The following is a 21,641-nucleotide window of genomic DNA, read 5'->3' on the forward strand; positions in this document are numbered from 1 at the left end:
ATAGATAATATGGATAGACCAAATAGAATGAAATTGCAGTCGGCAGATGGAGTGCAGCTGAATCTGGATGCGCTTTATCAGATTGCGCCTTCGTGCTTTACGGAGGTAGCCGACCCTGATTCGGGGGGGGGGGTAAAACGTGTAGTTAATTTTGACGTACTTCGCCAGCTTCTTGGTGACAACGCAGTGGAAGATGCTCCTGAGGCATACGAGTTCAACTGGGTTGGCAAGCAGGCAGCTCGTGCCGAAGTTTTGAAGCCTATTAAGAAGACGCTGCGTCCTGTAAAGGAGGATAGTGTGGATTGGGACAACACACAAAACCTTTATATTGAGGGTGATAACCTCGAAGTGCTTAAACTTCTCCAGAAGTCTTATCTGGGTAAGGTAAAGATGATTTATATTGATCCGCCTTACAATACGGGTAATGATTTTGTTTATCATGATGATTTTGCGATGTCTGCTGATGAGTATGCTGAGGCTTCGGGAGCAGTAGATGAGTTGGGCAATAAATATATCAAGAACATGGATTCGAATGGACGTTTTCATTCGGATTGGTGCTCTATGATTTATTCGAGATTGATGGTGGCGAGAACGCTGTTGACAGAGGATGGTGTGATTTTTATCTCGATTGATGATAATGAGGTTGAGAATCTGAGAAAGATTTGCGATGAAGTTTTAGGAGAAAATAATTTTGTGACAAACATAGTATGGCAATCTACAGCTGGTTCAAATACTGGAACTGATATTGTAACTGTTACTGAAAATATATTAGTTTATACAAAAAATAGAAACGTTTTTAAATTCAACGGAAAATTGAGTGATGAGAACTCTTATACGCTTTCTGATGAATATGAGAATATACGTGGAAAATACTCCTTAGATAAGATGGATAGGCGAAGAGTTGGTAGTCACTATTCTGAGGCTTTGAATTATCCAATTACCATGCCTGATGGTAGCTTACGTTATCCTGGAGGTTATTCTGAAAAATCAGCAGAGGGTTGGAATTATCTTTGGAGCAAGACAAAAGTCGATTGGGGATTAAAGAATGGTTTTATTGTATTTAAGCAAAATAATGGAGTTTGGAATGTATATAATAAACGTTATAGCAAGGTAGACAATGAAGGAAATGTAATAGAAAGATCCACACCTTATCGTAACTTGATAACATCAGATATTTGTAATACTGCACAAGGTACGGCAGAGATAAGAAATCTTTTCGGAAATAGGTTCTTTGATTTTCCTAAGCCAACAAAAATAATAAACATATTGTTAAATACAGTTGTAAGAAAAGACAAAGATTCCATCATCCTCGACTTCTTCTCCGGCTCCGCCACCACCGCTCATGCTGTGATGCAGCTCAATGCCGAAGATGGAGGCAACCGTAAATTCATCATGGTTCAGCTTCCTGAAGAAACACCGGAAGATAGCGAGGCAAGAAAGGCTGGCTATAATACCATCCCAGACATCGCCAAAGAAAGAATAAGAAGAGCCGGCAAGAAAATCAAGGAGGAATCTCCTTTGACCACTGCCGACCTCGATACCGGTTTCCGTGTCTTTCGTCTCGACGAAGGCAATTACGAAGATGTAAATCGTACACCAAAGGAATTCAAGCAAGACCAGCTCGATCTGTTCCTGAATAATATCAAGGCCGACCGAAACGACCTCGACCTGCTCTTTGGATGCATGCTCGACTGGGGCGTTCAGCTCTCTCTGCCTATGACCCAGGAGGTGGTGGATGGCAAGACCATCTATACCGTGAACGACGGAGACCTGGTGGCCTGTTTCGCCGAGAACGTATCAGAAGACGTAGTAAAAGCCATGGCAGAAAAGATGCCTTTGCGTGTCATTTTCCGTGACAGTTGCTTTGCCCAGGATGCCGACAAGATTAATATCTACGAGACCTTCAAGCAGAAGCTGGATTGGAGCGACCAGGAAGTAGTGAAGAATATTAGAGTGATTTAAGCCTATGAAACTCAGATATAAACATCAACGCTTCCAAACCGAAGCGGCGCTGGCTGTGGCTAATGCCTTTACTGGTCAGCCCAAAAGCGACGGACAGAGCGACCATATCGTGGACCAAGGAGTTAATCAAGGCCTCTTTGTGGTAAAGGGCTTTGGCAACAAGAATGTTATCCTCGCTCCGGAAGCCGTCTGCGAAAATGTAAGAGCCATACAGACAGAACAGGGTCTGAAACCTGTAGAACAGCTGCAGCGACTGCAAGGCGTAGGTACCGCCCTCACCATCGAAATGGAAACGGGTACGGGTAAAACCTATACCTACATAAAGACCATGTATGAACTGAATGCCCGCTATGGCTGGACCAAGTTTGTGGTGGTGCCAAGCATCGCCATCCGAGAAGGCGTATTGAAGAGCTTTGAGAGCATGCAGGAACATTTTGCCCAGGAATACGGCAAGCGCACGCAATACTTCGTGTATAACTCCAAGCAGCTCAGTAAGATAGATGCCTTTGCCAGCGATGCCGGCATGCACGTGATGATTATCAATACCCAGGCATTCAACGCATCTATGGATGAGGAGAAGTCAACCGATAAGATGGAGAAAGGAAAATTGAAGAAAGCTGATAAGGCAGCCCGCATTATCTTCGAACGACGTGATGAGTTCGGCTCCCGCCGTCCTATCGACGTGCTGGCACAGACCCATCCTATCATGATTATCGATGAACCTCAGTCGGTATTGGGTGTGGACAAGAAAAACAAGACCCGTAAGGGTATTGCCATGTTCAAGCCGCTCTTTACCCTTCTGTATAGCGCCACCCACCGCAAGGGTGATATATATAATATGGTGTATAAGCTGGATGCCATCAATGCCTACAACCAGAAACTGGTGAAGAAGATTGAAGTGAAGGGCATCAGACAGGTAGGCAGTACCGCAACCAACGGCTACGTCTATCTGGAGGAAATCGTCATCGGCAAGGGCAATCCGCAGGCTCGCATCAGCTTCGACATCAAGACGCAGACCGGAACAAAACAGGTAAGCCGACTCGTGGATGAACGCTTCAACCTGAAGGAACTGAGTGGGGGACTTGCCGAGTATGACAACAACTTTATCGTAGAACGCATAGACGGCAGGCTGGGAATCGTCCGCTTCCTCAACGGCTTGACTCTGCATGAAGGCGATGCCGTGGGCAGTGTGAACGAAGACTATATCCGTCGTATTCAGATTCGTGAAACCATCCGCACCCATCTGGAGCGTGAGCGCCAGCTATATGGACAGAATATCAAGGTGCTCAGTCTCTTCTTCATCGATCATGTGGATAGCTACAAACTCTATGAAGGCGAGGATAGCAAGGGAAAGTTTGCCAAGATGTTTGAGGAAGAATATAACCGAGTGCTTTCAGAAATGCTGCCATCATTTACGGATGAAGCCTATCTGCGCTATCTTTCAGATCCTCGCAATGCGGCATCCAAGGTGCACAAGGGATACTTCTCCATGGATAAGAAAAGCAAGATGGTGGAATCGAAGGAAAGGCAGGGCGAGAACGAAGAGCGTGCCTTCGACCTGATTATGAAGGATAAGGAGCGTCTGCTTTCGCTCAGCGAGCCTGTCCGCTTCATCTTTTCGCATTCCGCTTTGAAGGAAGGTTGGGACAATCCTAATGTGTTCCAGATCTGCACCTTGAAGAACTCGGATAATGAGACCAAGAAACGCCAGGAAGTGGGACGAGGAATGCGCCTTTGTGTGAATCAGAAGGGTGAACGCCAGGATGCGGATGTGTTAGGCGATCATGTCTTTGACACCAACATTCTGACCGTGATTGCCAGTGAGAGCTATGAAGATTTTGCCAAGAAGCTACAGACGGAAATGGCAGAAGCCTGTGCCGACCGACCAACCGTTATCACTCCAAACCTCTTTGAGGATAAGACTTATACGATGGAAGATGGAACCAATGGCAAGTTGGACATTAATCAGGCAAGAGCTATCTATAATGAACTCATTCGCCAAGATTATGTAAATGACGAAGGAACGTTGACGGCTCGTTACTTTGATGATAAGCGCAATGGTTCTCTCGATTTCGGCAAGTCGAATGATATGAAGGACAGCATCATTGCTATCCTCGATACAGTCTTCACCCGATCTATAGTGAAGCCAGAGGATGGTAGAAAGCCGAAACTGGCAAAATTCCAAAAGGATAACTTTGCCAAGAAGGAGTTTCAGGAGCTATGGAAGCGTATCAACCGCCGTACCTACTATCAGGTAAACTTCGATACTTCTGACCTTGTCAAGAAGTCTGTCAAGGCCGTTGACGACCTTTTGAAAGTTACGGAAATACGTATTGTGGTAGAAGGCGGTTCGATGGAGAATATCCATGATAAGGAATCGCTTGAAGCAGGTGTTGCCATGACTCAGGGAAATATTCGTACCATCCATTTAACTGAGGCTGTGGGTAAGGGCGTGACATACGACCTGATCGGTCAGCTGGTAAGTGCAACAGGATTGACAAGAAAGACTATCGTGGAAATTTTGAAAGGTATCAAACCAGCTACATTCAGTATGTTCAAGATGAATCCTGAGGAATTTATCATCAAGACTGCACGAATCATCAACGACTGCAAGGCTCTTGCTGTTATCCAGTGCATCAAGTATGAGAAGTTGAACGATGAATTCTCTACCGATATATTTACCGAGAACGCCCTCCGTGGCAAGTTGGGTGTTAATGCCATAGAGTCTGTCAAGTCGCTCTACGACCTTGTGGTGCTTGACAGTATGGGTACAGAGAAAGACTTTGCTGAGTCGTTGGAGCATGAAGATGACGTGGTGGTTTATACCAAACTGCCTCGTGGCTTCTACATCAATACACCTATGGGTAAGTACAATCCCGACTGGGCTGTGGCTTTCCGTGAAGGCAGCGTAAAGCACGTCTATTTCATTGCTGAAACAAAGGGAACGGATGATTTGCCTTCCGATCTGCGTGGCACGGAGAACAGTAAGATAGAGTGTGCCCGTAAGCATTTTGAGGCTATCAGCGAAAAGGATGTTATTTTTGATGTGGTCAAGAATTACCAGAAATTGTATGATGTAGTAACAAAATAATTGCAATAATACAATCTATCTATACAAATCAGGCCGCTCCATAAGGAATGAGCCTGATTTTGTATTGTGGTCATTTCTTTATGTTATTCGGCTATGCGATGAATGACATAGGTGACGACGCCCCATATCATGAAGCGGTTGGTCTCGTCGACACGGATGGGAGAGTAGGCCTTGTTCCAGGGAATGAGCCAGCCGAAGGTTCCGCTTTCGTCGATCTTGAATTGCTTGATGGTAAACTCGCCATCTACGAAGGCTATGACGAAGTTGCCGTTGGATGGTTCTATCTGGCGGTCTACGATGGCAAGGTCGCCGTCAAGGATGCCGGCTCCTGTCATGCTGTCGCCTGATATGCGGACATAAAAGGTTGCCTCACGATGACGTATGAGTACTTCGTTGAGGTCTATTTCTCCTTCCATATAGTCTTGGGCAGGTGAAGGAAAGCCTGCTTTCACACTTTGTCCTGCAAGGGGAATCGGCAGTCTTTCTCCGATTCCGGCTGCATGAATGGTTAGTTTTATCTTGTCTTCCATATTTTTATTCAAGTTTCGCAAGCTTTTTCCCACACGCCCTGAAATTAACTTCTTCAGTTCTTTACTCTTAATATCTCGTCGATGTTTGTTGTAAACCGTTGCGACATATATTCCCGTTTCAGGTCGAAGCGGCAGGAGGTGCCTTGTATGGCCTGGCGGATGGTGCCGTGTCCGTTCTTGCGGTTGATGGCATCTATGGCTTCCATGAGTGCTTTCTGACGATGGCGGTCTATGGGGTCGAAGAGGTCTTGCTGACGGGGATTGTCTGGTGATATTTGCCAGAGTATGACGCCTGCTTTCTTGAACCGGAATGTCAGCTCGGGACGGTCGGGACGACTGTCGATGGGCTTGGGATAGCGGCTGCGCAGAATGGTAAGGGCTGCTCCTACTATCTCGTCTTGTGCCTGCGTGGCTATGGGAAGTACGAGGGAGTCGTGTAGGGTGTATTCGGGGGCGTTGCCGTTGAAACGAGATGTCCAGGCAAACACGGTAATGCCTTGACACACACTGCCTTGTCGGCGCAACTTCTCAGTGCATCGCACGGCAAAGTTGGCCACGGCTTCTTCTATCACGTCTTTGTCGGAAATGCCTTCGTCGGAGAAACTGCGACTCGTGCAGATGCTCTTCTTCTGGGGCAGTTCGTCGATGCTGATACAGCTCTCGCCATTCAGCTCTTTCCAGGTTCTTACCGTGGTGATGTTGAAGTGGCTTCTCACCCAGCTCTCTTTCTTGTCGGCAAACTGGGCTGCTGTATGTATTCCCATGTAGTCGAGTCGGCGGGCTGTCTGCCGGCCTATTCCCCATACGTCTTCTACGGGGAAGAGCGAGAGGGCCTTGTGGCGCCGTTCGTCGGTATCAATGATGCAGCATCCCTGGTAACCCTTGTATTTCTTGGCAAACTTGGAACCTATCTTGGCAAGTGTCTTGGTCTCGGCTATTCCTATCGAAATGGGGATGCCGACAGCCCGGAGTACGTCGCTGGAAATCCTTGCGCCATAGCGATGCAGGATGGGGTCGTCGACCGCTGCTGTCTGGTGGCGCTTGTTGTCGGAATCCTGTAAGAAGAATGTCTCTGCCATGGACTCGTCCACCTCGAAGAAGCTCTCGTCGATGGAGTATTGGTCGATGTGTGGCGAATAATGGGAGAGCATTGACATCACTCTGTTCGACAGGGAGCCATAGAGGGTGTAGTTGCTCGAGAAGATGGCTACGCCTTCTGCCTCGAGCTTGCTCTTCACCTGATAGAAGGGGTCGCCCATCTTGTAGCCCAAGGCCTTGGCTTCTTCGGAACGGGCAATGACGCATCCGTCGTTGTTGCTCAGCACAACAACGGGCTTGCCTGTCAGGTCGGGGCGAAACACCCGCTCACACGAACAGTAGAAATTATTGCAATCTGCCAGACCTATCATTTCTTTTCGAGCTCCTGTAGACTTTCCATTTTCTTGGTTTCGAGGAATTCGTAGATGCCGCAGAGATGTTCGCGTACTCGTCCGTGACCGAACTCGTAGACTTTGCTTACGAGTCCGTCGAGGAAGTCGCGGTCGTGGCTTACTACGATCAGCGTGCCGTCGAAATCCAGCAGGGCCTGCTTTAGCACATCTTTTGTCCTGAGGTCGAGGTGGTTGGTGGGCTCATCGAGGATGAGTAGGTTGACGGGCTCCAACAGGAGCTTGAGTATGGCAAGGCGTGTGCGCTCGCCTCCCGAAAGGACTTTAACCTTCTTGGTAGAGTCTTCGCCACCAAACATGAATGCGCCCAGAAGGTCGCGTATCTTGTTGCGTACTTCGCCCTTTGCCACATCGTCTATGGTCTGGAACACGGTAAGCTCGCCGTCGAGGAGCGAGGCCTGGTTCTGGGCGAAGTAACCTATCTGTACGTTGTGGCCCAGTTCGAGTTTGCCCTGGTTCTGCAACTGGCCCATGATGCATTTCACCAGCGTAGACTTACCCTCGCCATTACGGCCTACGAAGGCTATCTTGTCGCCCCGTTCTACCGTGAGGTTCACTCCGCTGAATATCTTCTTGCCGTCGAACGACATGGCCACATCGCTCATCTGCACCGGGTAGGCGCCGCTGCGAGGGCTGGGCGGGAACTTAAGGCGAAGGCGGCTTGTGTCTTCTTCGTCCACCTCGATGAGTTGCAGTTTCTCGAGCATCTTCACCCGGCTCTGTACCTGGAAGGTCTTGGAGTAGGTGCCTTTAAAGCGCTCGATGAAATCTTTGGTCTCGGCTATCATCTTCTGCTGTTCCTCGTATTTCTTCATCTGCTGTTCGCGGCGCTCCTTGCGAAGCTCAAGATACTGGCTGTATGTGGCTTTGTAGTCGTATATGCGCCCCATCGTCACCTCGATGGTGCGGGTGGTGATGTCGTCGACAAACTTGCGGTCGTGACTGATGACTACCACGGCCTTGGAACTGTTGATGATGAAGTCTTCGAGCCAGCCGATAGACTCGATGTCGAGGTGGTTGGTAGGCTCGTCGAGGAGCAATACGTCGGGCGACTTCAACAGCAGTTTGGCCAGCTCGATACGCATGCGCCATCCTCCTGAGAATTCGCTGGTGGGGCGGTTGAAGTCGGAACGCTCGAAGCCGAGGCCGAGGAGTGTCTTCTCTACATCCTCCTCGAAGTGGCTCATGTCTATGGCATAGAATTTCTCCGAGAGGGTGGACACTTTCTCGATGAGCTGCATATAGTCGTCGCTCTCATAGTCGGTACGTGTGGCGAGTTCGTCGTTGATGCGGTCGATCTCTGCCTGTATCTCATGTAGATGTGCGAAAGCCTGACAGGTTTCCTCGAATACGGTGCGGCCGTCTTCTGTCATCAGGTGCTGTGGCAGATAGGCTATCACGCAGTCCTTGGGGGCCGAGACGGTGCCTCGTGTGGCGGTGCGTACGCCTGCGATAATCTTGAGCAGGGTGCTCTTGCCTGCGCCATTCTTGCCCATCAGGGCTATACGGTCCTTCTCGTTGATCTGAAAGGAAATGTCTTTGAATAGGGTGGTGCCGCCAAACTCGACGGTCAGTCCATCAACTGTTATCATATTTGTTTTCTTGTGCTTGTTGTGAAAAAGTGCTGCAAAATTAACAAAAAATATTCATATTCCCTTCTGTAACGGCTGAAACTTCAGAAAACTTACTTTTCCTCTTCCATTTGAACGATGCGCTTGATGTTGTCGTTATGCTGATTGATGATCAGCGGCACTCGTTCCACCACCACCATGGATGTGTCGAGGCCCAAAGCCTTAGGCTCGTCAATGCCTATCTTGCCGATAAGGGCATAGAGACTCATCAGCAAGTTCTGTTGACGGTTGTCGGAACTCTCGGGGTAATATACGCGGTGGATGATGATGAAGCGGAAATCGCCAGAAATGCCATTCTTGCGAAGCGAAGGATAGGTGCTTCTCAAATCCACCTTCCTGCTGGCCACAAGGTCTTCTATCACTTGTCGCAGATAGAGGCTCACCCTGGGCTCAATGCGGAAACCTATGCGCATGGTTATACTGTAGAGGGTGTCGGGAACCAGGGTCTCGCAACTGTACTCCAGCGTGTCAGGAGTATCTGCAAATTCCAGATTGATAAGCCAGTAATGGTCAGCACGCTTGGGCTGCTTGTTGATGATGGAATAGAGCAGCTTGTCGTCCACCGCACCTTCCTTGTCGGCATGGTTCACATAAACCAGGTTGGATGCGTACTTGGGGATGCTCTCGTCGGCCTTGATATTGGAGATAATCTGATAATAATCATCCAGCGGTTTGGTGCTGATATAATGGCGGCGTATCTTGATGGCGTGGACCCATACATACATCATCAGGAACAGGATTCCGCCAATAAGCATCGTACACCATCCTCCTGCGAGGAATTTTGACAGGTTGGCGGCAAGGAAAATGCCCTCGATAACGCAATATGCGCCCATAAAGAGCAGGATGAAGATGCGCGCCACACCCTTGGTGCGCAGGTAGAAGCCGAGCAGCAGGGTGGTCATCAGCATGGTGATGGTGATGGCGAGACCATAAGCTGCCTCCATGTGTGAGGAGTCGCGGAAGAGCAGGATGATGAGAACCACACCGATGTACATGGCGAGGTTGATTACCGGGATATAGAGCTGTCCCTTTACATGGGTAGGATGCTTGATTCGCATGCGTGGCCAGAAGTGCAGGTTCATGGCTTCGCTCAATATGGAGAAGGTGCCGCTGATAAGTGCCTGACTGGCAACGATTGCCGCCCCCGTGGCCATGATGATGGCAAAAATCAGCATGCTCTGGGGCATGATGGAAAAGAACGGATTCACGGAGGAGGCAGTCTGAATATGGTTCAGCACCCATGCTCCCTGACCCAGATAGTTGAGGATGAGCATGGCCTTTACGAAAAGCCAGCTGATGGTGATGTTCTTTCTGCCACAATGTCCCAAGTCGGAGTAAAGAGCCTCAGCACCGGTGGTACAGAGGAACACGGCACCCAGAATCAGAAACCATTCTGGTGATTGCGACAGCAGAACAATAGCGTAATAGGGATTGAAGGCCTTCAGAATCAATGGGTAAGAGGTGATGCTGAAGGCTCCCATCACGCCCAATAGCAGGAACCATATCAGCATAAATACTCCGAACGACTTGCCAATACTCTCTGTGCCAAAGCGTTGCACAAAGAAGATGATGGTGATGATGCCCAGTGTGATGGGGATGACTGGCAGGTGGGGACTGATGCTTTCGAGTCCTTCGATGGCTGTGGTAACCGTGATGGCAGGGGTGATGATTCCATCTGCCAGCAAGGTGCTGGCGCCGATGATGGCCAATAAGTAAATCCACTTTCTTTTCATCTTGCGCAACAGGGCGTAGAGGGCGAGAATGCCTCCTTCGCCATTGTTGTCGGCACGCAGCGCCACACATACGTATTTGATGGTGGTCTGAAGGGTGAGTGTCCAAATGATGCAGGACAATGCGCCCAGGATAGTGCTCTCGTTGATGGTTTCGCCTGTATGGAGGATGGCCTTCATCACATAGAGTGGGGATGTTCCGATGTCGCCAAACACAATGCCTAATGTGACGAGCAATCCCAGGAAGCCTACTCGATGATGGCAGGCTACTGAACTTTCTGAATTTTCTCTCATATATTCTTCTATAAATAATTAAAATGTTACCCTTTAGATTATTCAATTTGCGTGCAAAGGTATGAACATGAGAGGTAAGATAGAATTTGTTTAACAAAAATTATCGGATTTAACATATGATGCAAGACATGTAGAGAATTCCATTCTCTTGACTCACAACCATCCTGACCATTATGATGAAACAGATAGAAAAATCCCCACTAACCATCCGTGTCCTTCTCGGAATCGGAAAGTTAGTGGGGCTCATTAGATGAAGGTCATCACATTTTTTCGGGTGAACCTTTTAAAAACAATCCGTCAATATCGAGTTGTCTTATCAATCGATGTCGATTACCTGGAAATGCTTGTTGAAGGTCAAATCCAACCCGTTTGCCAATTCCACCTCGTATTCATTCTTGTTCATTTCAATCTTCTTTACCGCTTGCGCTGGATAATTCTCCTTCAGGTAGTTTCTGATGGCTTGCGGAATCAGCTTGGCTGGCACGATTCCCTGCTTGCAGTCTATCTCTGTAAGATTTCCTTTTTTGTCGAATTCCAGCTTCGTGCCATTCTGCAGAACCACATCATAGCTCTTGTTGATAATTCCCGATTCAATCGTTGCAAGCATCACCTTCTGACCATTGAAATGATTATTGAGCAAGGTCTGAGCCTTTATCGGGAGTGCATTAATGGCGATAGGCTTGTCATTGCCTGCATTCGCTGCCATATTGCATGATAGCATGCAGCAAATGGCAATCAACAAAATTCTTATCATTCTTTTCATAAGCCACAATATTAAAAGTTTATAATTTCTATTTGCGATGAATGTTTAAACATCCTATACTATATGTCCTAAACTTTATCAATTAGACGCATACTATCCACAAAGGTTTAAGTAAAAACATTCTTCCTTGGAACCGTCCTCACAGCGGCGACGATTTTGCGTGGAGCTTTGCCGGTTTCATAATTAATATATTTTTGTTAACCCATTACCACATCAAGCACCATCATCAGCACGAAACCTATGGCGAAGCCGATGGTGCTGAGATTGCTGTGCTGGCCGCTTGAGGCTTCAGGGATTAGCTCTTCCACCACTACGTAGAACATGGCTCCTGCTGCAAAGGCGAGCATGTAGGGTAGGGCTGGCATAATGAGAGAGGCAAGCAACAGTACGGCAATGGCTCCTATAGGCTCTACCACTCCGCTCAGCGAGCCTAACATAAAGGATTTCCATCGGCTGTTGCCTGCCGCCCGCATGGGCATAGAGATAATAGCGCCTTCGGGGATGTTCTGAATGGCAATGCCCAACGACACGGAAATGGCAGCGGCTAACGAGATATGCGAAGCACCGTTTTCGGCTCCTGCAAACACCACGCCTACTGCCATTCCTTCGGGCAGGTTGTGGATGGTTACGGCAAGGGCAAGCATAGCTGTCTTTGACATGTGCGACTTGATGCCCTCGGGCTTGTCTGTGCCAATATGAAGGTGGGGCGTAAGCTCGTCGATCAACAGTAGGAAACCGATGCCTAACAGAAAGCCTATGGCTGCCGGTACTACCGACCATACGCCGCTCTCTGCCTTCATCTCCATAGCAGGAATTAGCAAAGACCATACGGACGCTGCTACCATCACTCCAGAGGCAAAGCCCAACAATGTCTTTTGCAATCGCGCAGACATCTCGTCTTTCATTATGAATACGAAAGCCGAACCAAGCATCGTTCCCAATAGCGGAATCAGAAGTCCAATGATTATTGTTGCTGTCATTTCTGTCATAGTCTTTTATCTGTTAGTTATGATGCAAAGATACAATTTAGTTGTGAGTCGGGCAATACCTATAAGTGATGATTCTTTACTTTTCGTACAGTTCTATCGGCAGTCCGTTGGGGTCGCTGAAGAACACAAACTGCTTGCCGGTCCAACACTTCTGTATAGAAATACTTAGATTGCTCATAGTCAGAGCAAATCACGGCTACATGATGTATTTTGTTTAGTTTCATAATATTTTATTTGATAAATTCTCTTACGAAATGCGGATTGTTCGCATCGCCTAATAGCGGAGCGTATTCAAAGCCTTCGTAATTGAAAGCAGAAAGTTCTTCGGGAGTGACGAGGCGGTTGTTAAGAATGAAGCGTACCATAGCTCCACGGCACGACTTTGCCCAAACAGCTTGCATCTTCAGTCTGCCGTCTTTCTGCCTCACATAGAAGAGAGGCTGTACGACCGTCACTTCTTTGCAAACCCTCTTCCAGTCGAACAGATGTTCATATTCCTCCGTGGATAGATGCAGGAGGATGCCGTCGTCTGCCTTCACGCTATCTATTAGCACATCCGTCAGCCGGTCTTTCCAGAACTGATGAATGGGCTTGTCGTTTGTGGCTTCTATCGTGACGCAATGCTCCATACGATAGGGCACAATGCCGTCCATAGGGCGAAGCAGACCATAGAGGAAACACGTTATCCAGAGATGCTTCTGGGCATACTCCAAAGCCTCGTCGCTCAAGGTGTCGGCACGCAGATGCTTGTATGCCTGACCGTTGTAGGCAAGCAGGGCAGGCATCTTCTCGGCTGCCATGAAGTTGTGGTATCGTTGCCAGTTCTCTGCCGCTATCTTCTTGCTGCAATCCAGCTGCCGAGCCAATTCCTCCACGTCCATCCTTGCCATTTCCGCAGCCAGAGTGTCTGCCACGGTCTGGAAGAGTGGGGTGGAGATGGGCTTTCTGTCCGCCTTGCCGAACATTATCTTGGCGTTTGCTAATAATATCTGCATGTTGTGTTTTGCTTGTAAATGTTTTTGTGCAAAGATACACCATTTATTTCGAAATAACCAACTTTTAGCGATATTTATCATGTAATTATCCGAACTTGCGAAAGTCATGCTTGCGTCCTTTCAGAGGTCAGGCAGGTAGTTTCAAGCCCAGCGTGAGTCATCTTCAATTGGTTATAAATGACTATTGTCAGAACTGCAGATAATACGTACCTTTGCAGCGCGAATTAAAACAATAAATAATATGACATTTAAATCATTTTTACCAATGGCTGCCTTATGCGTGTTAGCATCGTGCAGCAACTCTTCAAAGCAGGAGAAAGCAGACAGTTCTTCAGCTGATTCTGTTCAGACACCTGTCATGAGTTTTCAGGATTGTGACCTCACGCTTGGCGGTATTCACTTCACCAAGATGCTTAATGAAGCCGACAAGCAGGTGAGCGAGAAGGCTGGTGTCATCACTTTCGTTTCTCCTGAGAAAACCGATTTGTTCATCGACCCCAACGATGCAAAGCTGACCGCCAATACGGCAAAGGTGCTTTTTACGGAGGTTGACAACACCAAGCCCTTTACTTTCTCTGCCAAAATGAAGCCGGGCTTTACTCCTGATGGACTCTATAATGCAGCAGATCTTGTTGTGATGGCCAACGACACACTCTATCAGAAATTCTGCTTCGAACAGGATGAACGAGGCAAGCACCGTGTGGTGACCGTGCGCACCGTGGGGACGAGCGATGATAACAACCATGAGGTTGTGAATCAGGATTTTATCTATTATAAGATAAGTTCTGACACAAGAACCATCGCTTCCTATTATTCGCTGGATGGCAAGGAATGGCAGATGGTTCGTCTTTACCGCAACAACTATCCCAAGAACCTGAAGGTGGGCATCAGTTCTCAGGCTCCTCAAAAGGGAGTATGTGTGAGTGAATTCTCAGAGTTACGCCTATCTACCGAGACGGTGGGTGACTTCCGAATGGGAGAGTAGAAACTGTGTCAGAGTAATCCCATCACATGTGCCAGTTTGCATGCTTCGATGGCACGATCTACCTTCAGTTTCTGGAGAATGTTCTGGCGATGGCGGTTCACGGTGTTGATGCTGATGCAGAGATTGTCTGAAATCTCTTTCGACAGCAGTCCATGGTCGATAAGACGGAGCACTTCCATCTCCCGTTTAGAAAGTATATTTTCGTAATCCTTATTCGTCAATATCCGCACCTCTCCGGTTCGGGTATTGGTGAATTTTGCTTTCCTGTCCTCATCAGTTGCCAGCGTATAGATGCAGGCGCAGAGCAGCAGGCAACCGTTCTTATCGGTGGCAAGCGGAATCATTCGATGCTTCACCCAGCGGTATTCTCCGCAGGCATCTTTTACCCGCAGGTAGTTGCAGAGCACATAATCACGATAGTGCTGGGGGGTAGAGTTGCCGGCGATGTAGCGAAGGAAGGCAATCTCCTCTGCATGGCGCCTGCTGAGATCATCGGGATGGCAACGGTCGAAGATGAAATTCTCGTAAAGCGAAGGCAGCTGGCTGACCCGTTCCTCCGGCGAAATGCCCAGCACGTCGGCCACTCCGCCGAAGTAGCAGTAACTGCAGTTTCTGCGGTTGTCTCCCATCGAGACCACTGCATTCTCTGCCAGGGCGTATGTCCGGGCTATCATCTTACATTCTGTAAGCATCTGTTCTTCATCGCTTTCCGTATCAAACGCCTGCGAGAGATACAGTTGCTCTATTGGTTCGAAATTCTTGTCCATAATTTCTTCATGCGCTATTCATTAGATGCTTATGCGCCTATAATCCAGGAGGATAAGCCATGCTCAATCCCCATCCCCATGCCATTGCTTAACTTTATCTTCTTCATAATTGTAAAATCTTATAGTTGTTATTTTATCTTGTTATATTCCTCATCGCTCACAGGCTCCAGCCACTCGTTGGAGGTGTTCTCGCCAGGTATTTCAAAGGCGAGGTGGGCAAACCAGCTGTCTTTTGCAGCACCATGCCAATGCTTTACGTTGGCTGGAATATGGATGACGGTGCCTGGGAGAATCTCCTGTGCAGGCTTGCCTTCTTCCTGATACCAGCCTCGTCCTGCCACACCTACCAACATTTGCCCGCCGCCCTTAGTGGCGTGGTGTATGTGCCAGTTGTTACGGCAATCAGGTTCAAAGGTAACATTGGAGAAAGGTATCTGACTGTCAGATATTTGTGCCAGATAACTGTTGCCCTTGAAGTATTTGGCGTAAGCGGTGTTGGGTTCGCCAATAGGGAATATCATCTCGCGCTGGAATGCAGCTTTGGCGTCTTCTCCTTTCACATCTTCGTTCCATACCTCCTTTGCCAGATTGAAGGCAGCCCAGGCCTTTGGCCAACCGGCGTAGAAGGCGATGTGGGTGATGATTTCAGCTACTTCCGTGCGAGTAATGCCGTTGTTCTTTGCCGACAGCAGATGATATTTCAGCGAGCTATCGGTTATTCCTTGGCTGATAAGCGAAGTGATTGTTACCAAACTGCGGTCGCGCAATGAAAGCAGATTATTGCGGCTCCATACTTCTCCGAAGAGGACGTCGTCGTTGAGGTGGGCGAACTCAGGGGCAAACTCACCCAGTTGGGTGCGCCCTGCTGTCTGTGCTATTTTCTGTTGTGCCATAATATTGAGTGAAATAGTCGTTAATATGATGAATATAGCAAATCTTTTCATAAGAATCAATAGTTAAGAGTCTATCTACGCAGTTTTGCGGTACTCGCTTGGAGTCTTGCCCGTCTGTGCCTTGAAAAAACGGACGAAGTGTTGGGAATACTCAAAGCCGAGGCGCTGGCTGATTTGCGTAATGCTTAAGGTTTCATCCACAAGTAGTTGGCGGGCGACCGAAAGCAGTCGATCGTTGATCAGACTCTTGGCGGTTCTGCCAGTCTCAGTCTTGACCAATTCTCCGAAATATTTGGTAGAATAGCAGCATTTGTCGGCAAAGTAGGCTACGGTAGGCAATCCTTCACGCATCGCTTTCTTGGCAATGTATTCATCGAGCAGAGAGATGAATTTCTTGACCACCGAATGATTAATCTCCTCGCGTGTGATAAACTGACGGTCGTAGAAGCGCAGACAGTAGTTCAGCAACAACTCGATGTTGGAAACGATGAGTTCGCGCGAATGCTTATCTATAGGATGCTGCAGTTCCTGCTTAATCATTGAGAGCACATCACGGAAGATATTGACCTCGGCAGCGGATAAGTGTAATGCTTCGTTGCTTGTATAGTCGAAAAACTCGTATCGGGAGATGTTCTTGCCAAGCTGCGTGCGGTTGAGCAGGTCGGGATGGAAAGCCAATACCGTATATTTGGCAAGCGGAACTCCAGGAATGGGTTCAACCTTAATCGACTGTCCTGGAGCAAAAGAGGTGACGGTCATCTCGTCAAAATCATATTCAGTTCTGCCGTATGACAATTTGCAACCCTTGTTTTCCTTCAGAAAGAGGGCGTAAAGTCCGTAGTGATGCACAGCCTCCTGTATAGGAGAGGCGTTCTCCACACGCACAACGCTTACCAGGGGATGAAGCGTTTTCACCCCAATGTAGTCGTTGAACTCCTGTATGGTATTAAAGAATAATTCCTTCATAATCCTATGTTGTAACATTTTTTGTGCAAAGATACGCACATTCTCCAAAAGAGCTTATACCTTGTTTTCGGAAGATTTTACCATTATCGGAGATTTATTCCATTCTTCCATATTTCATTTCCACGCCTTCCTTATCATATTGCTTGCGCTTGCCGGTTGGTGGCTCAGTAAGTGTGATGCGAACTACAGCCGTGCGTGAAAGGGAACGTGCGATGCTCTGGTCGAAAGCATCCATGTGTTGAGGAAGGAAACGTTCACAGATTAGTCGGAGACCATGAATCTTTTCTGCATCATCGGTCACGATTTCTGCCTTTCCGAATGCAATGGCTGATTTGAATTGCAGGGTGAAACTGCCGTCTTTCGGACCAACCGTAGGCGCACAACGGGTTACGGCTGAAAGGCAAACCTCTGGATGAGCCTTGATTGCCTCCAACTTCTTGCCTTCCAAGGCACCATGAAAATACCAATTCACATTATCATCTGATGCGAGCGACAGTGGTAAACCATAAGGCTTGCCGTCTTCGTCAATGAAACTTACAGTTATATACGGAGCCTTGTGCATTGCTTCCAATGCCCACCTACTATCCATTGCTCTTGATTTCTTTCTCATTTTTATCCTAATTAATTTGATTATTTTTATCCTGCAGGATAAGCCATGCTCACCTCCATATTAACGCAATATATCTGCAAAAATACAAAAAATATTCAGAAAAGTGATTATATGGATGGATTTTGTTTGCAGGACGAACTTGATTTGACCTTATTTATAAGCTCGAGGGGGCATAGGTAACTACTCCCTATGGGCGTGAGGAGTACATTTAACATCTTGTTCTTTAAATTTATCCAAAATTCAGCTTATTTTTTACTTCAGTATCTTTTGAAGGTCTTAATATTGTGAGTACGACATTAATGTAAAATAAAATAATGGAATTATGAGAAGATTATTTATAAGTCTGATGCTGACTTTGACAGCATTTATCGTTAACGCCCAACCTTCTGCCATCGCTCCACGCGATTATCAGCAGATGCTGAAGAAGGGAATCGATGTTGATTGGTGGGGAAGAAGTGAGAAAAATAAATATGGTGCCTATTCGGAGACGGCAGTTAAGAGATTTGCACAGCAAGGTATCAAGCATGTAAGATTCCGTTTGCATCATTATCATTTTACTGATGAGGATTTCAAGAGACTGTTTTCGCAGATAAATACCTGCATGCAGTATGAGCTGATTCCGATTATAGCCTTCTCTGCAAAGCCTTACAAGGAGAATCCGAATACTGGGGAGCATGAGAAAGTTGTAAAGTGGTGGAAGATAATGGCTGAAAGATGTAAGAATCTCTCACCATTAGTTTCGTTTAATCTGATTGTAGAGCCTTCGGATCAAGTAAAAAAAGATGTGGCGGAACTTAACTCCCTTTATGAGGATTGTGTTACGGCTATTCGCAAGACTAATCCTAAGCGAATCGTCTTTATAGCACCTCCGAAACTGTCTCATCCAGAAGGCCTTAAAGATTTGAAGATTCCTTCGATGGGAAATGGCTATCTGATGGCTGAATGGCATTTCTATGCTGCTGGTCCCAGCAAGTCAAACGACAAAAAACGCTGGACTACTGGCACGGCAGAGGAAAAGCAAAAGATAAAGAAAAGCATCAAGGTGGCAGTTGATTGGCAAAAGGAAACTGGTATTTACACCTGGGTTGGGGCTTGGATGCCTGGCGCTTATAACAAAGACGATAATTACAGTGTAAAGGAACAGACTGAATTTGCATCATTCATGACCCAGCAGCTTGATAAATATGGAGTTCCTTTCGCCATTAATGCCGATCATCATTTTTATGATTATAAGGCTGAACAATGGATTCCCAAATATAAAGATTTGTTGAATACAATATTTATGTGATATTTAAATGATTTTTTTAGTAAAGAGCGACCTGAAGGCCGCTCTTTACTAATGCTTATACTTTGCCTTGCTGAAAGGATTGTCCTGTTATAGCAGGTTCTTATGGTCATAATCTCATGAGCCACCTATCCAAACATCATATGTCGGTGCGTCCTGAGTCATGGCAAAACAACTACTCTTCGTCTATGCGCTCAATTTTGAATATGACTGGCCTTGTTCCGTCAGAACAACAGCAAATCATTTCGTTTTCACGCTTCATCCACCCCTTCATGATTGAACCACCTTGCAGTCCGGTGTATATATATCGTGAAATAGCATCCCATGCCTCAGAGCAATGTGGCATTTTCGGACCTCCAGCTACCGTGTTCGGGTCAGCGGATGTTTTGACGAGCGTATTCAATCCTCCATGCCAGAAATGGTCGTTCTCTTCGTCACGCTCAAAGATAAACTCATCGCCAACATTGTAGCATGGACACATTCCTGCTTTAGGGTCGGCGCAATACTTCTCCTGTAGTTCCGGATAGATTTTCTTGTCTATAACGGTCACTTTTACTTGATGCTTCATATTCTTTTTAATTTATTTTAATCATTTGTACTTAAACACTTTCACCATATCCTTGTCGCCACCTACGAGCTGGCTACATTTATTCAACATACCTGTATCGACGAAACTGCATTTCTCCATGACTCTTCCCGATGCAGGATTGCCTGTAAAATGGTCTGCCCAGATGTTTTCGAAATGCTTCACTTGGATGCAGTAGTCGAGCATCAGCTTCAAGGCTTCGGTGCAGATTCCTTTATTCCAATAAGGCTTACCTACCCAGTAACCCACCTCGCAGTCGTTTTCTCCGATAGGGATGTTGCTGGTTTCATGGGTGTAGTAGCCGATGCAGCCGATAGCCTCGCCTGTCTCTTTCAACACAATCGCCCATGTCGTTTCGTTATGGAAGAATGTCCGGATTATCTCTCGACTTTCTTCTACAGACTTATGTGTCGGCCATCCAGCACGTGGTCCTACGTCAGGGTCGGAGGCGTACTTGAAGAGCGCCTCTGCATCCGATTCCTGCCAATATCGAAGTAAAATTCTTTCTGTTTCCATCAGATTATTTCAATGAAATTCTTCGTTCTTTATTTTATTATTATCCATTCATTCAGTTTATCCTCTCTGATAATCTTAGGCTGAGCCTTGCCAGCGAGAATGAGAATCTTCTTGCCATTACGATAAATATGAAGCTGTCGTGAGCGAACCACGGCTGTCAACTCCTCATCGTTCTGCATGGCTTGCCAGATAGGATAATATACTCCCTCAGGTTCAAACAACTTCTTTTGAAGATGTGAACAGAGGTTTGTTGTATCAATTGTCATAGCCGCTTGTGCGCCACCGTTCACGATGACTACTTTATCTTTGTATTCCATATTTTTCATTTGTTTTTCTGGTGAAATTCCTTCCTTGTCTTAGCCATTGCTTCCGTAGCCATGTCATGGGTTTCTATCAGCAATGGGCTTTTGTGATATTGCACAATCTTAACTCCAACAGAGTTGTGCCTTTTCTTTTCCTCGATGCATTGAATGATCAAGTCGGAGTTGGCTCTCGCCTTCCTCCCTCGCGACTCGGCAGAGATTGCAAGCGAGTTTGCATCTTTGCTCTCGCTGCTCGTTCGGTTGGCTGATTTAGCCATTGGAGTCTTGTCAAAGTTCTGAATGTAGGCGGCATTGGTCAGGAAGAGAATGTCGGAACCTTCAGGGATTTCCTGCATTACCTTCACCATGAGGGTTAGCATCATGCGGAACTCTGTGGTGTGCGTGTCGCTGATTACATCACGACTGATGATATTGCCGTTATGCTGACCTTTGGTCTTCTTCTGTCGCGACTCGGCAGAGTTCAAACAAGTTTGACTCTGCTCTCGCTGCTCCATCAGTTCAATCACAACGGCAGCACCACCAGCTCGCTCTTTATGGCCATAATCACATGAGCCACCTATCCAAACGTAATATGTAGTTGTATCTTGTGTCATAATTATTTTATCTTCAATGTCCGCAGATATTCCTTCTGCTCGGGCGTGATTCTGTAGCTCTCGATGGCCTTCTGGATGGACTTATTATGCGTCCAGGGAGCAAGGCGGCGTTGCTCGATGTAGGGAATCGCCTGGTCCCATTGCTTGGCAAGAGCCGTGGCGAAGAACCAAGCAACCATCATCTTTACGTAATACTCTTCGCTCCTTACTGATGCAGGAATTTCAAGATATTCTGCCTTGAAGTCTTTATCCAGGTAATGAGACATAAGTGTCTCTATTCCAAATCGACAAGTATAAACGTGTGACGATTTACTCCAAGTCTTGATCTTCGCCAATAGCTCCTTCTTGTGTTTGGCAAATACCTTCGGAGACATGATGTCGCAAACTGCCCAGTTGTCCACGAATGGCAGGAATTTCTCAGTAAGACGAATGCATTCCTCGTAGTCCTTCACCTCGGAAATGAGGAGACCGTGAAGCATGTTCTCATCGTAGTATTCGTGAGGAAGCTGATGAAGGAATTCCTTGCATTCTGCCTCCTTTGTAAACTCTTTTGCGAACTTGCGAAGCACGGGCACACGAATGCCTATGAAACTTTCCTCAGGCACTCCCGGTGTCAGTTTGGCCAGGAAAGCAGCATACTGCTTATCCTGCATGGCGAACAGTCTTTCTTGAAGTGAAGTCATT

At 47.0% G+C, this 21,641-nt stretch carries 21 protein-coding genes; 4 read left to right on the forward strand and 17 right to left on the reverse strand.

Annotated features, from left to right (window positions below):
* Positions 1-9: 9 nt before the first annotated feature.
* The gene (locus tag F7D20_RS08290; RefSeq protein WP_158463633.1) at positions 10-1,962 is read left to right on the forward strand and encodes a site-specific DNA-methyltransferase; all 1,953 of its coding nucleotides are present in this window, start codon (positions 10-12) and stop codon (positions 1,960-1,962) included.
* A 4-nt stretch (positions 1,963-1,966) separates the two neighbouring features.
* The gene (locus tag F7D20_RS08295; RefSeq protein WP_158463634.1) at positions 1,967-5,053 is read left to right on the forward strand and encodes a type III restriction-modification system endonuclease; all 3,087 of its coding nucleotides are present in this window, start codon (positions 1,967-1,969) and stop codon (positions 5,051-5,053) included.
* Positions 5,054-5,136: 83 nt separating this feature from the next.
* Here the strand turns inward: F7D20_RS08295 and F7D20_RS08300 are convergent, their stop codons facing one another.
* From F7D20_RS08300 to F7D20_RS08335, 8 genes are all read right to left on the reverse strand, one after another.
* Positions 5,137-5,583: a LexA family protein gene (locus F7D20_RS08300; RefSeq protein WP_158463635.1), complete on the reverse strand. Its 447-nt coding sequence runs from the start codon at positions 5,581-5,583 to the stop codon at positions 5,137-5,139.
* A 53-nt stretch (positions 5,584-5,636) separates the two neighbouring features.
* On the reverse strand, positions 5,637-6,992 hold the full coding sequence (locus F7D20_RS08305) for a Y-family DNA polymerase (protein WP_158463636.1): 1,356 nt from the start codon (positions 6,990-6,992) through the stop codon (positions 5,637-5,639).
* Positions 6,989-8,623, reverse strand: coding sequence for an ABC-F family ATP-binding cassette domain-containing protein (locus tag F7D20_RS08310; RefSeq protein ID WP_158463637.1), 1,635 nt, complete (start codon positions 8,621-8,623; stop codon positions 6,989-6,991). Before F7D20_RS08310 ends, F7D20_RS08305 begins: the two co-directional genes overlap by 4 nt.
* Positions 8,624-8,715: 92 nt before the next feature.
* Positions 8,716-10,686: a KUP/HAK/KT family potassium transporter gene (locus F7D20_RS08315; protein ID WP_158463638.1), complete on the reverse strand. Its 1,971-nt coding sequence runs from the start codon at positions 10,684-10,686 to the stop codon at positions 8,716-8,718.
* Between the two features lie 316 nt (positions 10,687-11,002).
* Positions 11,003-11,392 carry a PepSY-like domain-containing protein gene (locus tag F7D20_RS08320; protein ID WP_158463639.1) on the reverse strand — a complete coding sequence of 130 codons (390 nt, stop codon included), beginning with the start codon at positions 11,390-11,392 and terminating at the stop codon, positions 11,003-11,005.
* A 254-nt stretch (positions 11,393-11,646) separates the two neighbouring features.
* Positions 11,647-12,429, reverse strand: a complete 783-nt coding sequence (locus tag F7D20_RS08325; protein ID WP_158463640.1) for a ZIP family metal transporter — start codon at positions 12,427-12,429, stop codon at positions 11,647-11,649.
* A gap of 68 nt (positions 12,430-12,497) precedes the next feature.
* Entirely contained in the window at positions 12,498-12,662 is a 165-nt protein-coding gene (locus F7D20_RS08330; RefSeq protein ID WP_228114143.1) for a VOC family protein, read from the reverse strand.
* 6 nt (positions 12,663-12,668) lie between these two features.
* On the reverse strand, positions 12,669-13,433 hold the full coding sequence (locus F7D20_RS08335; RefSeq protein ID WP_158463641.1) for a YaaA family protein: 765 nt from the start codon (positions 13,431-13,433) through the stop codon (positions 12,669-12,671).
* Positions 13,434-13,674: 241 nt separating this feature from the next.
* On the opposite strand from F7D20_RS08335, the gene F7D20_RS08340 reads away from it, so the two are divergent.
* Complete coding sequence (locus F7D20_RS08340) at positions 13,675-14,418, forward strand: DUF1349 domain-containing protein (RefSeq protein ID WP_158463642.1); 744 nt, start codon at positions 13,675-13,677, stop codon at positions 14,416-14,418.
* Between the two features lie 8 nt (positions 14,419-14,426).
* Here the strand turns inward: F7D20_RS08340 and F7D20_RS08345 are convergent, their stop codons facing one another.
* From F7D20_RS08345 to F7D20_RS08360, 4 genes are all read right to left on the reverse strand, one after another.
* Positions 14,427-15,185, reverse strand: coding sequence for a LuxR C-terminal-related transcriptional regulator (locus F7D20_RS08345; RefSeq protein WP_158463643.1), 759 nt, complete (start codon positions 15,183-15,185; stop codon positions 14,427-14,429).
* Positions 15,186-15,313: 128 nt separating this feature from the next.
* Complete coding sequence (locus F7D20_RS08350) at positions 15,314-16,129, reverse strand: carboxymuconolactone decarboxylase family protein (RefSeq protein WP_158463644.1); 816 nt, start codon at positions 16,127-16,129, stop codon at positions 15,314-15,316.
* Between the two features lie 24 nt (positions 16,130-16,153).
* Entirely contained in the window at positions 16,154-17,044 is an 891-nt protein-coding gene (locus F7D20_RS08355; RefSeq protein WP_158463645.1) for a helix-turn-helix domain-containing protein, read from the reverse strand.
* A 94-nt stretch (positions 17,045-17,138) separates the two neighbouring features.
* The gene (locus tag F7D20_RS08360) at positions 17,139-17,633 is read right to left on the reverse strand and encodes a pyridoxamine 5'-phosphate oxidase family protein (RefSeq protein ID WP_228114144.1); all 495 of its coding nucleotides are present in this window, start codon (positions 17,631-17,633) and stop codon (positions 17,139-17,141) included.
* Between the two features lie 343 nt (positions 17,634-17,976).
* On the opposite strand from F7D20_RS08360, the gene F7D20_RS08365 reads away from it, so the two are divergent.
* On the forward strand, positions 17,977-18,942 hold the full coding sequence (locus F7D20_RS08365) for a glycoside hydrolase family 5 protein (RefSeq protein ID WP_158463647.1): 966 nt from the start codon (positions 17,977-17,979) through the stop codon (positions 18,940-18,942).
* Positions 18,943-19,114: 172 nt separating this feature from the next.
* Here the strand turns inward: F7D20_RS08365 and F7D20_RS08370 are convergent, their stop codons facing one another.
* From F7D20_RS08370 to F7D20_RS08390, 5 genes are read right to left on the reverse strand one after another with little or no spacing between them, the layout of a single operon-like run.
* On the reverse strand, positions 19,115-19,507 hold the full coding sequence (locus tag F7D20_RS08370; RefSeq protein ID WP_158463648.1) for a TIGR04076 family protein: 393 nt from the start codon (positions 19,505-19,507) through the stop codon (positions 19,115-19,117).
* 21 nt (positions 19,508-19,528) lie between these two features.
* Complete coding sequence (locus tag F7D20_RS08375) at positions 19,529-20,041, reverse strand: GNAT family N-acetyltransferase (RefSeq protein WP_158463649.1); 513 nt, start codon at positions 20,039-20,041, stop codon at positions 19,529-19,531.
* Between the two features lie 29 nt (positions 20,042-20,070).
* Complete coding sequence (locus F7D20_RS08380) at positions 20,071-20,307, reverse strand: hypothetical protein (RefSeq protein ID WP_158463660.1); 237 nt, start codon at positions 20,305-20,307, stop codon at positions 20,071-20,073.
* A 56-nt stretch (positions 20,308-20,363) separates the two neighbouring features.
* Positions 20,364-20,957 carry a ribonuclease H gene (locus F7D20_RS08385; RefSeq protein WP_158463650.1) on the reverse strand — a complete coding sequence of 198 codons (594 nt, stop codon included), beginning with the start codon at positions 20,955-20,957 and terminating at the stop codon, positions 20,364-20,366.
* A 2-nt stretch (positions 20,958-20,959) separates the two neighbouring features.
* Positions 20,960-21,640, reverse strand: coding sequence for a DNA alkylation repair protein (locus tag F7D20_RS08390; protein WP_158463651.1), 681 nt, complete (start codon positions 21,638-21,640; stop codon positions 20,960-20,962).
* Position 21,641 lies beyond the last annotated feature (1 nt).

Origin of the sequence: Segatella copri, assembly GCF_009495355.1 — a bacterium.
In the GTDB taxonomy this organism is placed as follows: domain Bacteria; phylum Bacteroidota; class Bacteroidia; order Bacteroidales; family Bacteroidaceae; genus Prevotella.